The organism is Mycobacterium sp. NGS45 (assembly GCF_059812645.1).
On the sequence record NZ_JCALDB010000016.1, the window covers coordinates 14166 to 27956 of the forward strand.

General features: G+C 68.2%; 17 protein-coding genes. 10 read left to right on the forward strand and 7 right to left on the reverse strand.

What is annotated here, in order from left to right:
* The first annotated feature begins 138 nt into the window (after positions 1–138).
* A complete protein-coding gene (locus AC5Y3P_RS15435; RefSeq protein WP_500046791.1) occupies positions 139–945 on the forward strand; it encodes a L,D-transpeptidase in 807 nt (268 codons plus the stop codon).
* A gap of 273 nt (positions 946–1218) precedes the next feature.
* On the opposite strand, the gene AC5Y3P_RS15440 is transcribed toward AC5Y3P_RS15435, so the two are convergent.
* On the reverse strand, positions 1219–1656 hold the full coding sequence (locus AC5Y3P_RS15440) for a hypothetical protein (protein ID WP_500046792.1): 438 nt from the start codon (positions 1654–1656) through the stop codon (positions 1219–1221).
* A gap of 378 nt (positions 1657–2034) precedes the next feature.
* On the opposite strand from AC5Y3P_RS15440, the gene AC5Y3P_RS15445 reads away from it, so the two are divergent.
* Genes AC5Y3P_RS15445 through AC5Y3P_RS15455 form a run of 3 tightly spaced genes read left to right on the forward strand, consistent with a single transcriptional unit; the run spans position 2035 to position 4016 of the window.
* Entirely contained in the window at positions 2035–2730 is a 696-nt protein-coding gene (locus AC5Y3P_RS15445) for a HemK2/MTQ2 family protein methyltransferase (RefSeq protein WP_500046793.1), read from the forward strand.
* Positions 2727–2939, forward strand: a complete 213-nt coding sequence (locus AC5Y3P_RS15450; protein WP_500046794.1) for a CDGSH iron-sulfur domain-containing protein — start codon at positions 2727–2729, stop codon at positions 2937–2939. The genes AC5Y3P_RS15445 and AC5Y3P_RS15450 overlap by 4 nt, the downstream gene beginning before the upstream one ends.
* 57 nt (positions 2940–2996) lie before the next feature.
* Positions 2997–4016: an iron-containing redox enzyme family protein gene (locus AC5Y3P_RS15455; RefSeq protein ID WP_500046795.1), complete on the forward strand. Its 1020-nt coding sequence runs from the start codon at positions 2997–2999 to the stop codon at positions 4014–4016.
* A gap of 62 nt (positions 4017–4078) precedes the next feature.
* Here AC5Y3P_RS15455 and mbp1 read toward each other — a convergent pair whose 3' ends face one another.
* Entirely contained in the window at positions 4079–4312 is a 234-nt protein-coding gene (gene mbp1, locus AC5Y3P_RS15460; protein WP_500046796.1) for a microaggregate-binding protein 1, read from the reverse strand.
* Between the two features lie 209 nt (positions 4313–4521).
* Here mbp1 and AC5Y3P_RS15465 point away from each other — a divergent pair, with 209 nt between their 5' ends.
* Positions 4522–5175, forward strand: a complete 654-nt coding sequence (locus tag AC5Y3P_RS15465) for a UdgX family uracil-DNA binding protein (RefSeq protein ID WP_500046797.1) — start codon at positions 4522–4524, stop codon at positions 5173–5175.
* A 21-nt stretch (positions 5176–5196) separates the two neighbouring features.
* On the opposite strand, the gene AC5Y3P_RS15470 is transcribed toward AC5Y3P_RS15465, so the two are convergent.
* Together AC5Y3P_RS15470 and AC5Y3P_RS15475 are read right to left on the reverse strand one after the other, a co-directional pair.
* Positions 5197–5511: a hypothetical protein gene (locus AC5Y3P_RS15470; protein WP_500046798.1), complete on the reverse strand. Its 315-nt coding sequence runs from the start codon at positions 5509–5511 to the stop codon at positions 5197–5199.
* Between the two features lie 33 nt (positions 5512–5544).
* Positions 5545–6168, reverse strand: coding sequence for a flavodoxin family protein (locus AC5Y3P_RS15475; protein WP_500046799.1), 624 nt, complete (start codon positions 6166–6168; stop codon positions 5545–5547).
* Between the two features lie 114 nt (positions 6169–6282).
* On the opposite strand from AC5Y3P_RS15475, the gene AC5Y3P_RS15480 reads away from it, so the two are divergent.
* Both AC5Y3P_RS15480 and AC5Y3P_RS15485 read left to right on the forward strand, forming a co-directional pair.
* Complete coding sequence (locus tag AC5Y3P_RS15480; RefSeq protein WP_500046800.1) at positions 6283–6429, forward strand: hypothetical protein; 147 nt, start codon at positions 6283–6285, stop codon at positions 6427–6429.
* 69 nt (positions 6430–6498) lie between these two features.
* Positions 6499–7296: an enoyl-CoA hydratase/isomerase family protein gene (locus tag AC5Y3P_RS15485; RefSeq protein ID WP_500046801.1), complete on the forward strand. Its 798-nt coding sequence runs from the start codon at positions 6499–6501 to the stop codon at positions 7294–7296.
* Positions 7297–7331: 35 nt separating this feature from the next.
* On the opposite strand, the gene AC5Y3P_RS15490 is transcribed toward AC5Y3P_RS15485, so the two are convergent.
* Both AC5Y3P_RS15490 and AC5Y3P_RS15495 read right to left on the reverse strand, forming a co-directional pair.
* Positions 7332–8543 carry an acyl-CoA dehydrogenase family protein gene (locus tag AC5Y3P_RS15490; RefSeq protein ID WP_500046802.1) on the reverse strand — a complete coding sequence of 404 codons (1212 nt, stop codon included), beginning with the start codon at positions 8541–8543 and terminating at the stop codon, positions 7332–7334.
* Between the two features lie 27 nt (positions 8544–8570).
* Complete coding sequence (locus tag AC5Y3P_RS15495; protein ID WP_500046803.1) at positions 8571–9176, reverse strand: TetR/AcrR family transcriptional regulator; 606 nt, start codon at positions 9174–9176, stop codon at positions 8571–8573.
* 83 nt (positions 9177–9259) lie between these two features.
* On the opposite strand from AC5Y3P_RS15495, the gene AC5Y3P_RS15500 reads away from it, so the two are divergent.
* Genes AC5Y3P_RS15500 through AC5Y3P_RS15510 form a run of 3 tightly spaced genes read left to right on the forward strand, consistent with a single transcriptional unit; the run spans position 9260 to position 12142 of the window.
* A complete protein-coding gene (locus AC5Y3P_RS15500; RefSeq protein ID WP_500046804.1) occupies positions 9260–10099 on the forward strand; it encodes an SDR family oxidoreductase in 840 nt (279 codons plus the stop codon).
* 41 nt (positions 10100–10140) lie between these two features.
* A complete protein-coding gene (locus AC5Y3P_RS15505) occupies positions 10141–11382 on the forward strand; it encodes an MFS transporter (RefSeq protein ID WP_500046805.1) in 1242 nt (413 codons plus the stop codon).
* Between the two features lie 43 nt (positions 11383–11425).
* Positions 11426–12142, forward strand: coding sequence for an NUDIX hydrolase (locus AC5Y3P_RS15510; RefSeq protein ID WP_500046806.1), 717 nt, complete (start codon positions 11426–11428; stop codon positions 12140–12142).
* An 11-nt stretch (positions 12143–12153) separates the two neighbouring features.
* On the opposite strand, the gene AC5Y3P_RS15515 is transcribed toward AC5Y3P_RS15510, so the two are convergent.
* Positions 12154–13788 carry a serine/threonine-protein kinase PknH/PknJ gene (locus AC5Y3P_RS15515; RefSeq protein ID WP_500046807.1) on the reverse strand — a complete coding sequence of 545 codons (1635 nt, stop codon included), beginning with the start codon at positions 13786–13788 and terminating at the stop codon, positions 12154–12156.
* Positions 13789–13791 lie beyond the last annotated feature (3 nt).

The following is a 13791-nucleotide window of genomic DNA, read 5'->3' on the forward strand; positions in this document are numbered from 1 at the left end:
CCGACGGGAACCTCTGACGTGTCCAAACTGTGACGATTGCGGTACCGAATCGTCCACGCGCCCTGACGATTCCGAGGGCGTCGGCTTCGTAGGATGAACTCGTTCTTACTTGAGTTCTTCGTGGCGAAGGTCGGGTTGATGCGGGCGGTTGTTCATGGGGTTCTCGTCGTGCTCGTCGCCGGGACGACTGTTATCGGACCGGCACCGGTGGTGGAGCCGGCGGCGCTGACCGCACCACTTGGCGACGGGGTGCAATCGGTCGCGCCGGCCGAGGGGGCTGTGGTGGGCGTTGCACACCCGGTGGTGGTGACGTTCAACGGGCCGGTGACAAACCGCCGCTTCGCCGAGCGTGCGCTCCGTTTGGAGTCGGATCCGCCGGTCAACGGCAGCTTCGAGTGGCTCGAGGCCGATGTGGTCCAGTGGGTTCCGGACCAGTACTGGCCCTCGCACAGCACCGTGATGCTCTCGGTCGGCGGGCACCGGACACAGTTCAAGACCGGGCCGGCCGTGGTGGGGGTCGCCGACATCTCCGACCACACCTTCACGGTCACGATCGATGGGGCACCGGTCGATGCACCGGTGAGAATGCCGGCGCCACATCACCTTCCGCACATGGGTGAAGAAGGTGTACTGCTGGCGAGCATGGGCCGACCGGAGTATGCCACCCCGGTCGGGCACTACACCGTGCTGTCCAAGGATCGAACTGTGCTGATGGACTCCAGCAGCGTCGGCATCCCGGTCACCGATCCCGACGGCTACTACCTCGAGGTCGACCACGCCGTGCGGATCACCCGGCGCGGAATCTTCGTGCACTCCGCACCGTGGGCTGTCGCCTCGATCGGACACGAGAACGTCAGCCACGGCTGCATCAGCCTGATGCCGGCCGCCGCCGAATGGTATTTCGACAACGTCAATGTCGGCGACCCGGTGATCGTCCAGGAGTAGCTCGCCGCTGACGGTGTGAAAGTCCCTGTGCGGCAGCGGATAGCCGGCCAGAGGATGCGTCCGTGCGGCCGGGGGGGGGCGAACGTCGGGGCTGCGGCCTGAAAGTGCTGACGGTCGATGACGTCGGGCGGGATCAGCAGATCTGACTGCTCAACGAACTCTGGCGCACCGCAATCCGACCGGTCAAACGCAGCGAACGGGCAGAAAAGCAAGTCCACCCCCGCAGACAACGGGGGTGGACTCTTGGGGCAGGTTTACCGGAAGTAGTTCGGCTCACTCGCCGGGCGCAATGGGCACCCCGGCGACTGGGCCGTCGGTGACTGTCGGCGAGGTCGGCACGCCCTTACCCGTTGCGGTACCGCCCATTTCGACGAGCGGAGCGCCGGCCACCGGCGCGGCCGCCGGAACGACGGGCGCAGCCGCCGGTACCACCGGAGCGACGGGGGCGGCGGGTACCACCGGGGCGGCCGGCACCACGGGGGCGGCCGGTACCACAGGTGCCGCCGGCACGACCGGGACCGCGGCCGGCCCAGGCGCCACCACCGGCGCCACGCCAGCGGCTTCGACGGCCGGTGCCGCGCAGGGCGCGGCTGCCGGAGCACCGGCGGCGTCTACGCAGTTGTACCCACCGGTCAGTAGCGGGGTGGCTGCCGCGTGCGGACTCATGACCACAGCGGCCGCACACATGCCAACGCCAGCAACTACCTTCATAGTGCGATCCTTGATAATCGTCACCGTTGGCTCCCTCTGGTCGTGCTTAGAAGATCGCACTCATTGAGTGCGCTGTAATTACAGAATTGAAATTCCGTCCCCGAACCGTACAACGGGCCACCGAGGCAGTCGAGGGGTCGCCGTGAGTGGTTGTCATACCGAGGCGAAACCGAGCCGCACCGTGTCCACACCGTTGTCAAGAAGTGATTTTCGTGCCCGTGCAGAACCCGGCTGTGGTGATCACCGCCATCCGTGGCCTCGGCGGGTGAGAACCGCGCGCCTGGGTCCCGGCGATTCTGATGTTTAACCAGTCCAGGTTGGGGCAATCTGAACGGGCAGCGCAGGTGCGCATCGGGATCTGCCCTGGGAAAGGACACCATGACTGTTGCGGCCGACGTTGTCTTGCATCCGTCGTATTTCGAAGCCCGCCCGGATGTCTATCGCCCGCAGGAAGATTCCTACCTGCTGATCGAAGCGATGATGTCCTGTGCGCCGCCCACCGGACGACAGGTCGCCGATCTGTGTTCGGGCACCGGGGTGGTGGCCCTGGCTGCTGCGGCCGCCGGAGCGCGGTCCGTCGACGCCTTTGAACTCTGCCCGACTGCGGCGGTCTGCGCGCAAGCCAACGTGGTCCAGGCCGACGCCAACGTCCAGGTACACCACGGTTCGTGGAGCCAGGCGCTGCTCACCGGTCCCTACGACCTGGTGGTGTGCAATCCGCCCTATGTGCCGGCGCCACCGCGGGCCGATGACCTGGCCGAGGCTCCGGTGCCGGAACTGGCGGTCAACGCCGGCGTCGACGGCCGCGCGGTACTCGACCCGCTGTGTGCTGCCATGCCCGCGCTGTTGGACCGGCACGGTATCGCCTTGGTGGTGCAATCGGAGTTCGCGGACATCTCGAAGACCGTCAGCAGGCTGTCGCGCGGTGGGTTGCACGCGTCGGTGGTGCGCACCGAGGAGATCCCGTTCGGCCCGGTCCTGCAGCGGCGCGCGGGTTGGCTGGAAGACACCGGCCGGCTCGAGGCGGGCCGTCGGGTGGAAACGGTGGCGGTGATCGCCGCCGTACGACCATGACAGCCGAACCGCGCACGGTCCGGGTGGTCCCCGGCGGCCCGCTGCTGGTCGAAGGCCCCGTGCACATAGAGCTGCCCGACGGCACCGCGGTGGACTCGGATCGGTTCATGGTTGCGATCTGTGCCTGTCGGCGCAGCAAGAACTACCCGCTCTGCGACACCAGCCACCGGCGGGTGCGCCGCGGAGATGTCGAGAAGGACAGCGGATGAACGAGCAGTTGGACCCCCGGACCAACGAGTACCGTCGAACCAGAGGTATCGAGAAACATGCATGACCACGACGCAGCCGTGCTTTCCCGGGCCGCGAAACGACGGGCACCCCGCCTACCGGCGCCGGTCGGTCCGCTCTCGGAAAGCGTGCTCGAGTTGCTGGCTGAACGCAGCTCGCACTGCGCGACCAGTTGTGCGCAGGCCGACCCCTTCGGGCTCGATCTGCAACTGGCCCTGTATGTCTGCTATGAACTGCACTACCGCGGCTTCGACGGGGTGCACTCCCGCTGGGAATGGGATCCGCTGCTGCTGCAGCTGCGGGCCCGGATGGAAGAACGTTTCATCGAGGCGCTGCGCGGCGAGATCGGCCCCATCGACCCGCAGAGCTCGGTTGCCGACGAGATGGATGAGCTGTCGGTGGTGCCGTCCAGCGGCACCGGGGTGTCCTGGCATCTGCGCGATAACGGGACCTGGGAGCAGATGCAGGAGTACTTCATTCACCGCTCGCTGTATCACCTCAAGGAGGCCGACCCGCACGCCTGGGTGATCCCGCGGCTGACCGGTCACGCCAAGGCTGCGTTCGTCGCCGTGGAGTTCGACGAATACGGTGCCGGGCGCGGCACCCGGGTACACCAGGAGCTGTTCGCTGACTTGTTGGACGCGGCCGGGTTGGACAGCGGATACCTGGCTTACCTCGGTGCCGTCGGCGCGGAAAGCCTTGCGGCCGTTAATGTGATGTCGCTGCTGGGTCTGCACCGCGAGCTGCGCGGCGCGGTGGTGGGCCATTTCGCCGCCACCGAGATCACCTCCCCGCCCGGTTCGCGCCGGCTGGTGCAGGCGCTGCGCCGGATGAACGCACCGCAGGAGTGCGTGGGTTTCTACGCCGAACACGTGGAAGCCGACGCGGTGCACGAACAGGTGGTGCGCACCGACGTGGTGGGCAGCCTGCTGCGTGACGAGCCTGAGTTGGCCGCCGATGTGATCTTCGGGATGCGGGTGTTCAACCTGGTCGAAGACCGGCTCGACACGTTCCTGATGGACCAGTGGAGCCGCGGCCAGACATCGTTGCGGCCCTGAGCCGAAATGCGGCCCGACCCCCGAAGGGGCCGGGCCGCATGTCTCGAGTCGGGTAGCGGGCCTTACTGTTCGGCGCGCTGACGCGCCTCGTTGGCGTCGGCGGCAGCCCGAGCGCTTTCGGCCTGCGCCTCCTTCTTTGCGGCTTCACGTTGGGCGTCGGCCTTGTCCTGCTGGGCCTGGCCCTCGCGGCGCAGGTCGTCGCGGCCGGTCACGGCGCCGGCGACTTCCTTGGCCTTACCCTTGATGCCTTCGACGACACCCGAAACGCCTTCAGCCGCACCGTTCTTGTCAGTCATCACGAATCCTCTCGTTGTCCTGGTTTCCATGCGATGCGCTGGTGGTTGCCCGCAGTTGGTTGTGCAACCGCGCACTGCAAGCTTTCCCCGGAATGCGGCTGACGAAACCCGACACCGACCATGACCTGAACCACAAATTCGTCGGCGCGCAACGGACCGCACGCAATGTTCAAGGGATTCAGCGGTGCGCGCCGGGGTACCCGAGTGCCATGGCGACCGTCACCGCCGAGCAGTTCGTGCCCAGATCGAAGGACCTGGATGTGTTGGCCGACGCGGCCCAGACCTGTCGGGGCTGTGCGCTGTATCGCGACGCCACCCAGACCGTGTTCGGGGCCGGGCCGCGCTCGGCCACCCTGATGCTGGTGGGCGAGCAGCCCGGTGACCAGGAGGACCGCTCTGGTGCACCCTTCGTGGGGCCGGCCGGCCGGTTGCTGGATCGGGCGCTACAGGAGGCCGGCATCGCTCGCGAGCGGGTGTACCTCACCAACGCGGTGAAGCACTTCAAGTTCAGTCGCGCGCAAAGCGGGGCGCGCCGTATTCACAAGACTCCGAGCCGCACCGAGCGGGTGGCCTGTCGACCGTGGTTGTGGGCCGAGCTGGCCGCGGTGCATCCCGAGGTCGTGGTGTTGATGGGGGCTACCGCTGCGCAAACGGTGTTGGGCAACGATTTTCGCCTGACCCAGCATCGTCGGGAGGTGCTGCACCTGCCCGACGACCAGGACTGGGATGTCGACCCCGACGTGGTGGTCACAGTGCATCCGGCCTCGGTGCTGCGGCGCTCGGATCGGGCCGAAGCGCTCGCGGCGTTGACCGACGACCTGAGATTCGCGGCGCAACGCTGCGCTGCGCACCTCGACAACTGAGGAGCGCAGCGCGGGGCCGGATCAGCTGGTTGGCGGTTCCAGCGGCTGCTCGGGCCGGTGCTCGCGGTGCCAGCGCAGCTCACGCTCACGCACCGCCCGGTGCGTGAAGGCCAGCCAGGCCAAGCCGCCGGCGCCGACCAGCACGGCGATCACCAGCGCCACGGTAGCGGTGGTGGCATAACCGGTGGCCAAGGCGAACAGTCCGATCACCAAAGCGATCACGCCGAGCGCGACCGCCACCAGACCCGGTCCGTTGCGCCCGTTCTTCATTGTCTCGCCGGCATGCTGGCGCGTGGTGCGGGCATGGTCGACGGGATCCTTCGAGGTGTTCGGCATGGTGACTCCTTCATCTGGATGTGTGGGCGAATGTCATTGGTACGGTGGGTATTGCGCTCGCTGCAGGGTGCGCGCCAGGTGCGCGGCGTTGCGGCCGGCGGCGGCGGTCGCCGAGGCCACCGGCTCGGGCACCTCGTCGAGGTCGTTGTAGTCGGTGGACTGCATCGCCGCACCGTTCCAGTACGTGCAGCCCTGGGCCGGGATGCTGAACCCGATGTCATTGAGACCTTGGAACACGTCGGCGACCGTCTTGTGCGCACCGTCCTCGTTGCCGACGACGCTGACGATCCCCACTTTGCCGGCCACCACCGGGCGTCCCTCCTCATCGGTGTTGGACAGCTCGGCGTCGAGGCGTTCCAGCACCCGCTGGGTGATCGACGACGGGTGCCCAAGCCAGATTGGTGTGCTGATCAGCAGCACGTCAGAGTCGAGGATCTTCTGGCGGAGCTGCGGCCATTGATCGCCGTCGCCCATATCGGCTTCGACCCCGGGGGTGATCGAATAGTCCGCGCAGCGCACCGATTCCACCTCGGCGCCTTCGTCGCGCAGCGCGGCAAGCACGTGTTCGGCGATCAATTCGCTGCTCGACGGCGCCGGGCTGGGTTTCAGGCTGCACACCAGGGCCAGTGCGCGCAGCGGGGCAGGTGCTTCGGACATGCACAAGAGGTACCCGGTCGTGCACAGGCCAAACGAGTAGCGCCGCCCCACGGTGGGTATGCAGGGGAAACGCGCGAACGACGCGCGGTGTTCGACGGTGAAGGGAGGAACACCATGCCTCGTGGCCGTGGCATCTATCGCGACGAACCGCGCGATGAGCTACACAAGCGAGCCCACGACCCGGACCCCGATCAGGAGCCGGTCGGCGACATCGCTCCCGACGACACCAACACCGAGCACGCGCAGGAGCCGCCGGACTGATCCGCGATTTCGGTGCGTTTGGGGGCGCTCAGCGCCCCTGCGCGCACCGAAATCACTACGCTGCGGCAAATGGAGTTCAGCGACTACGAGCAACTGACGCTGTCCCGTCGTGACCACGGTGTCCTGCTGATCACGTTGGACCGGCCGGAGAAGTACAACGCCGCCGACGAGGGCATGCACACCGAGCTGGCCCGGATCTGGAAGGACGTGGCCGCCGATCCGCAGACCCGGGTCGCGGTGATCACCGGCGCCGGCAAGGCGTTCAGCGCCGGTGGCGATCTGGCCATGGTGGAGCGGATGGCCGGCGATTACGACCGGGTGTCGCACATGCTGGCCGAGATGAGCGATCTGGTCTACAACATGATCAACTGCGACAAACCGATCGTCTCGGCGATCAACGGCGTGGCCGTCGGCGCCGGCACGGTGGCCGCGCTACTGGCCGACATCGCGATCATGGCCGACGACGCCCGGATCGGCGACGGGCACGTCAAGCTCGGGGTGGCCGCCGGTGATCACGCCGCGATCATCTGGCCGCTGCTGGCCGGCATGGCCAAGGCCAAGTACTACCTGATGACCGGCGAGATGGTGACCGGCACCGAGGCCGAACGGATCGGTCTGGTCGCCAAGGCCCTGCCACGCGAGCAGGTGCTCGACGAGGCCCTGCGGATCGCCGAGGGTCTGGCGACCGGATCGCAGCAGGCGATCCGGCTGACCAAGCGGTCGCTGAACAACTGGATGCGCAGCGCCGGACCGATATTCGATCAATCCGCGGCCTACGAGATGCTGACCTTTCTGGGGCCCGACGTGGTGGAGGGCTATACCGCGCTGCGCGAGAAGCGCCCGCCGCAGTTCCCGTCGGCGCGCTGACCGACCGCGGCGTCCTGGTGCGCCCGGGAGCGCCGCTACCGGATGGACAGCCCGGTGATCGCCCGCGAGATCACCAGGCGCTGAATCTCGCTGGTGCCCTCGAAGATCGTGAAGATCTTGGCGTCCCGGTGCATCCGCTCCACCGGGTAGTCGCGGGTGTAGCCGTTGCCGCCGAGGATCTGGATGGCCTCGTCGGTGACGTACACCGCGGTCTCGCTGGCCACCAACTTGGCCATCGAGCCTTCGGCGTTGTCAAAGGCCATGTTGTTGCGGGCCATCCACCCGGCGCGCCACACCAGCATCCGGGCGGCGTCGATCCGGCTCTTCATATCGGCGAGCTTGAACGCGACGGCCTGGAACTCACCGATCTTGCGGCCGAATTGCTCACGCTGGCAGGCGTAGTCGAGGGCGTACTCGTAGGCGGCCCGGGCCACCCCGACCGCCATGGCGCCGACGCTCGGGCGGGTGCGTTCGAAGGTCTTCATCGCGGCCTGACCGCCCGCCGAGGCCCCGGACTTGACCCGGGCGATCCGGTCCTCGAACTTCTCCCGTCCGCCCAGGATCAGATCCTCGGACAGTCGGACGTTGTCGAGCACCACCTCGGCGGTGTGCGACGCCCGGATACCGTGCTTCTTGAACTTCTGGCCCTGGCTGAAGCCGTGCGTGTCGGGCGGGATGATGAACGTGGCCTGACCGCGGGAGCCGAGTTCGGGATATACCGAGGCCACCACGATGTGGACGTTGGCGATACCACCGTTGGTGGCCCAGGTCTTGGTGCCGTTGAGCACCCATTCGCGAGTGGCTTCGTCGAACCGGGCGCGGGTGCGGATGGCGCCGACGTCGGAGCCGGCATCGGGTTCCGAGGAGCAGAAGGCGCCGAGTTGGGGTTCATCGGCGGTGCCGAACATCGCCGGCAGCCACTGGCCGAGCTGTTCGGGAGTTCCGTTGCCCGCCAACGCTGCTGCGGCCAGGCCGGTGCCCAGGATGGACAGCGCGATGCCGGCATCGCCCCAGAACAATTCCTCGAACACGGTGAGCATGCCGATTCCGCTCGGCTCGACCGACTGCTGCGCGAACAGTTCGGGGGAGTACAGCCCCACCTTGGCGGCCTCCTGGATGACCGGCCAGGGGGTCTCCTCGCGCTCATCCCATTCGGCGGCCGCCGGGCGCAGCACCTCTGCGGCGAACTGGTGCACCCAGTCGCGCACCTCGATCACGTCGTCGCTCAGTTGCAGGGAGAAGGTCACGGGTGGGCTCCTGGAGGTCGTGGTCGGTCAGTGGTCTGCAGCACGGTGTCGTTCGATCACGCTGACGGTCTGGGTCACCCACGCTTCGAAGAAGCGATCGTCGTCGACGTTGCCGGGTGTGCGTCCGGTCAGCGCGCGCAGCGTCGCGGCGTAGGACAGCGCCGAGATCGCGACCGCCGCGGTCGCCTCGGGGTCTGGGATCCGGGTGCGGCCGGCCCGGTTGGAAGCGCTCAGCTCATCGGCGAACCGCTGATAGGCGTTGTCGGTGATGACCCGCCAGGTCTGCTCGTCGAGGTCGCCGAGCTCGTCGGGCTCGCGCAGCATGACCCGCAGCAGTTCCTCGCTCTCGGTGAGGTTGGTCCAGATCAGCTCACCGGCACTGCGCACGGCGGCCTCGACGGTGTCGGGCCGGCCGGCGTCGTACTGCTCGCGGGCGGCCACGATGGTCTCGATGCGGTGCTCGACCGCGGCGGCCAGCAGTTCGCGCTTGGAGCCGAAGTGCTTGTAGAGCGCACCCGAACCCCGCGCCAGACCGGAGTCTTGCTGGATCTCGGCCACCGACGTCGCGGCATAACCCTTGGCGGCGAACAGCTTCAGCGCTGCGGCCAAGAGTCGGTCGCGTCCGGACGGCACGGTGAGAGAGTACTCACTCACCGAAGTGTCCGGCAACCACCCCGGTGTGCAGCCGCCCGACCTGTGGTCGATACCGTCGCGGGATGACTCGAGTGTCGGTGATCACAGGTGGGGCAGGCGGGATGGGTTTGGCGACGGCGAAGGTCGTCGGCACCGAACATGCGGTGGTGCTGTGCGACGTGCGGCAGGACCGCCTCGACGCTGCCGGCGCCGCGCTCTCCGAGCTCGGCATCGAACACACGTTGGTCAATGCCGACGTGACCGATCGCCACGCCGTGGCCGAGCTGTTCGAGACCGCCAAGCGCGTCGGGACGTTGGCGTCGGTGATCCACACCGCCGGGGTCAGCCCGCAGATGGGTGAGGCCGAATACGTCATCCGCACCAACGCGGTGGGCACCGTCAACGTCGCCGAAGCCTTCTTCGGCGCGGCCGGCGAGGGCGCGGCGCTCGTCAACGTCGCATCGATGGCGGCGTACCTGATGCCCGAGGAGATGCAGCCGATCGACAAGTTCCCACTCGCGAACCAGGACGAGGACAAGTTCGTCTCGGAGCTGCTGGCCGCGTGCAGCATCGTGCCCGCCGAGCTGCAGTCCGGCATCGCGTACGCGGTGAGCAAGGGCTTCGTTCGCTGGTACAGCAGTGCGCAGGCCGAGCGGTTCAACAGCCGCGGGCTGCGGATCCTGTCGGTCTCGCCTGGCTCGATCGACACCGAGATGGGTCGGCTTGAGGCCGACGCCGGCGCCGGCGCCCTGGTGGCCGACGCCGCCGTACCGCGCTGGGGCAAGCCCGAGGAGATGGCCGACCTGCTGGCCTTCTGCGCGAGCCCCAAGGCCGGCTACCTGGTCGGCACCGACATCCTCAACGACGGCGGGGTGGTGGCCTCGGTGCGAGAACGCGCCCGGGTCGCCGCGGCCGGCGGCTGACCGGCCGGGTGGCGCGACGCGCGACCCGAGGCACCGAAGGCATGAGCTATCTGTCCGAGCTGCGCAGCAACTGGCGCGCCCTGGCGGCGGCCACCGCCGGCCTGAGCGCAGGCCTGAGCCTGAGCGCCTACACCAATGCCGCGATGGCGCCGCAGTTCCTGGCGGCGTTCGGGTGGAACCGGTCGGACTTCGCGCTGATCGGTGTGATCACCTTGCTGACGTTCGTGTTCCTGCCGTTCTACGGCCGGCTGACCGACGTGGTGGGTGTGCGGCGGGTCGCGGTGGTGGGGGTGATCGGCATGCCCGCCGGCTGGCTCGGGTATGCCTTGATGTCCGGCCCGATCTGGCAGTTCTTCGCGATCACCACCGCCATCATCGTGTTCGGGGTCTCCACCACCCCGGCCATCTACAGCCGGATCGTGGCGACCCGGTTCCAGCAGGCTCGCGGTCTCGGTCTGGCGATTGCGATCTCCGGCCCGCCGCTGCTGGGGGCACTCGGGGTGCCGGCGTTGGACGCGGTCAACCGGGCCTACGGCTGGCGCGCCGGCTGTGTGGCGATCGCGCTGACCATCGCGGTGATCGGCGCCGTCGCGTTGCTGCTGCTGCCGGCCGACGACGGCACCGAACGCACCCGGACGCGGTCGGATGCGGGCGCCGACTACCGCGCGATCGCCCGCAACCGGGTGTTCTGGGTGCTGCTGGCTGCGGTGCTGCTGTGCAACCTGTACCACTCGGTGACCACCACCCAACTCGGTGTGGTGCTCGGCGATTCGCTGGGCAGTGCCGAGAAGGTGGCGGTGCTGGTGTCGATCTTCGCCGTGGCCGTCATCATCGGCCGGTTCGTCTGCGGCGTGGCGCTGGACCGGTTGCCGCCGCACGCGGTCGCCGCGGCGGCGATGGCGCTGCCCGGCCTCGGTTGCCTACTGCTGGCCTCGGACTGGGACCACTTCGCGGTGCTGGTGCTCGCAGTCTGCTGTCTGGGCGCGGCCTGGGGCGCCGAAGGCGATGTGATCGCCTACCTGGTGGCGCGCAAATTCGACCTGGGCATCTACAGCAGTGTGCTCAGCATCCTGTCAGCGGCCATCGGGGTCTCCTCGGCGATCGGCGCGGGAATCCTGAGCCGCTCTTTGGTCGGCAGCGACAGCTTTGACGGCTTCCTGATCTTCGCCGGCAGCGCGGCGTTCCTGGGCGGTGCGCTGTTCCTGCTGTTACGCGGGCAACCTCGCGACTACGAAGCCGGTCCGATTCCCGCCGATCCAGATGCCGCGCGACCCGCGGACTGATACCGATTGCCGCAGCGGCGACCGGGCTGCTTATGGTCGATGGGTGACCATCCGCTACGACGATGAGCTCGAGAAACGGGTCCGGACCCACCTGGCCGGGCATGACCGGCGCACCGTGACCGACCCGGCCAAGCGGCACGCGGCCGTCGCCGTCGTGCTGGTGGACTCGGGGCTCGGCGAAGACCGCGTCGACCCAGCCCCAGTGGACGAGTGGATCGGTGACCGGCCGATGCCCGAAGACCTGGACGGCCGCATGGTCGGAGTGTCCGGCGGTGCGGCATTCCTGTTGTGCCGCAGAACCTCCCGGCTCAGAGCGCATTCCGCTCAGTGGGCGCTGCCGGGTGGCCGGCTGGATCCGGGCGAGACCGTGGTGGACGCCGCACTACGCGAATTGCACGAAGAGGTCGGTGTCGATCTGCCCGGCTCGTCGGTGCTGGGCCTGCTCGACGACTACCCGACCCGGTCGGGCTACATCATGACGCCGGTGGTGATCTGGGGCGGCGGCCGACTGGAGCTGCGGCCGCAACCCGACGAGGTGGTCGCGGTCTACCGGGTGGGCCTGCACCAGTTGCAACGCGAGGACTCGCCGCGGTTCCTGAACATCCCGGAGAGCCCGCGGCCGGTCGTGCAGATTCCACTGGGCAACGACCTGATCCACGCCCCCACCGGAGCGGTACTGCTGCAGCTGCGTTGGCTGGTCCTGGAAGGTCGCTCCGATCCGGTAGACCAGCTCGAGCAACCGGTATTCGCCTGGCGCTGAACAGGTTTCGGCTAGTTGGTCTGAAGCTTGGCCACGATCTTGCGGGCGATGTCCGCAGCCTGTTCGGTGTTCCCGCTGGTCTCGGTGGTCTTGCAGGCCAGCACATCGATGACAACATTCTCGGCCGCGGTCACGGCCCGCTGACACCGGCCGGTCAAGTCTCCCTTCACGGTGGTGTTCACCACCGTCAGCAGGCCGTCCGAGTACTGCGAGGTACCCAGAGTCCATACCGTGGCGGGACCGCCGTCGTCGGGTTCGATAGTGGTGGTATCGCCGGCGCAGCCGGGCCAGGCCTGGGCCTGTCGGTCGACGTGGGCTCGGGCCGCTTCGGCGGACGGGAACGCCACCAGGCCTTGCGCCACACCCCCGCTGCGAATGTCGGAGTCGGCGGGTTCCAACTGCTGCGAATAGGTGCCGATCGGGCTGGCGGTCTTGTAGCTGTCTCGCTCGAGCGGGAACACCGCGCCGACACAGTTGTTGCCCCAACGCGACTTTTCGAACTGGAGGTTGTCGGAGAACAAGCCCGCTGCGGGGTCGTCTGTGGCGATGGTGGGTTGCTCCATCACCGCACTGATCTGCTCGGGGGACAGCAGCAGACCGGCCAACTCGTCCTTGCCGATGACCCGGGCCGACGCGGGTGCGCTGGGCGCCGCGGCCGGCGTGGTGGGGGCCGGCTCGGGCCGCAGTGTGAGCGCGGCCGTGACTCCGCCCGTGATCAGCACGGCCACCGTGACCAGGGCGGGTACCAGGAGGCGCCGCCGCCGTCGGGGCTCTGCCGGAATCGATGCGCTACCCGCGCCATCGTTTTGCAGCGCGCCCGCCGCAGCGGCCGCCAACTCGCGCGCGGACCGGAACCGGTGGGCCGGATCCTTGGCCATCGCGGTGCCGATCACTGGGTCGAAGGCCCGCAGCCGCGGGTCGAGTTGACTGGGCTGGGGCGGCGGCCGGTGCAGATGTGCCATCGCCTGAGCTGCTATCCCGGGCACTTCGGAATACGGCGGTCGGCCGGTCAGCAGGTGGTACAGCGCGCAGCCCAGCGAGTAGATGTCGGACCGGTGGTCGATCGGCCGGTCGTCCACCACCTCGGGAGCGGTGTAGGCGATGGTGCCCAGGGCGGCATTGGCCGCGGTCTGCCCGACGTCGTCGCCGGCGCGCGCGATGCCGAAATCGCCGAGCAGCACCCGTTCGTCGGGGCCGGCCGCTCCGGACAGCAGGAAGTTGGCCGGTTTGACGTCCCGGTGCAGGACCTGTCGGGAGTGCGCGTAGTCCAGCGCTTTGGCGACTTCGCCGATGATGTGCACGGCGCGCTGCGGGGTCATGGTGCCGGTGCGCAGTGCCGCGTCGGCGTCGCTGCCCTCGATGAACTGCATGGCGATCCAGAGCCGGCCGTCCGGTGCTTCGCCGCGGTCGTAGACCGACACGATGTTGGGATGATCCAGTTGGGCTGCGATATCGGCTTCCCGTAGGAACCGGGCCCGGAATGTGTGGTCGGCCGACATCTCGGCGGGCATCACCTTGAGCGCGTCCAACCGGGGCAGCGCGGGATCATCGACCGCGTACACCGTGCCCATCCCGCCGGAGCCGAGGACGCGCCGGATCCGGTATCCGGCGATCACCGAGCCGACGCCAATGGGTGCCCCCGTCATGTT

Excerpts from the sequence above, each read along its gene's own strand:
- AC5Y3P_RS15435 (WP_500046791.1), top strand. The coding sequence starts at position 139 with ATGCGGGCGGTTGTTCATGGGGTTCTCGTCGTGCTCGTCGCCGGGACG.
- AC5Y3P_RS15440 (WP_500046792.1), bottom strand. The coding sequence starts at position 1,656 with ATGAAGGTAGTTGCTGGCGTTGGCATGTGTGCGGCCGCTGTGGTCATG.
- AC5Y3P_RS15445 (WP_500046793.1), top strand. The coding sequence starts at position 2,035 with ATGACTGTTGCGGCCGACGTTGTCTTGCATCCGTCGTATTTCGAAGCC.
- AC5Y3P_RS15450 (WP_500046794.1), top strand. The coding sequence starts at position 2,727 with ATGACAGCCGAACCGCGCACGGTCCGGGTGGTCCCCGGCGGCCCGCTG.
- AC5Y3P_RS15455 (WP_500046795.1), top strand. The coding sequence starts at position 2,997 with ATGCATGACCACGACGCAGCCGTGCTTTCCCGGGCCGCGAAACGACGG.
- mbp1 (WP_500046796.1), bottom strand. The coding sequence starts at position 4,312 with ATGACTGACAAGAACGGTGCGGCTGAAGGCGTTTCGGGTGTCGTCGAA.
- AC5Y3P_RS15465 (WP_500046797.1), top strand. The coding sequence starts at position 4,522 with ATGGCGACCGTCACCGCCGAGCAGTTCGTGCCCAGATCGAAGGACCTG.
- AC5Y3P_RS15470 (WP_500046798.1), bottom strand. The coding sequence starts at position 5,511 with ATGCCGAACACCTCGAAGGATCCCGTCGACCATGCCCGCACCACGCGC.
- AC5Y3P_RS15475 (WP_500046799.1), bottom strand. The coding sequence starts at position 6,168 with ATGTCCGAAGCACCTGCCCCGCTGCGCGCACTGGCCCTGGTGTGCAGC.
- AC5Y3P_RS15480 (WP_500046800.1), top strand. The coding sequence starts at position 6,283 with ATGCCTCGTGGCCGTGGCATCTATCGCGACGAACCGCGCGATGAGCTA.
- AC5Y3P_RS15485 (WP_500046801.1), top strand. The coding sequence starts at position 6,499 with ATGGAGTTCAGCGACTACGAGCAACTGACGCTGTCCCGTCGTGACCAC.
- AC5Y3P_RS15500 (WP_500046804.1), top strand. The coding sequence starts at position 9,260 with ATGACTCGAGTGTCGGTGATCACAGGTGGGGCAGGCGGGATGGGTTTG.
- AC5Y3P_RS15505 (WP_500046805.1), top strand. The coding sequence starts at position 10,141 with ATGAGCTATCTGTCCGAGCTGCGCAGCAACTGGCGCGCCCTGGCGGCG.
- AC5Y3P_RS15515 (WP_500046807.1), bottom strand. The coding sequence starts at position 13,788 with ATGACGGGGGCACCCATTGGCGTCGGCTCGGTGATCGCCGGATACCGG.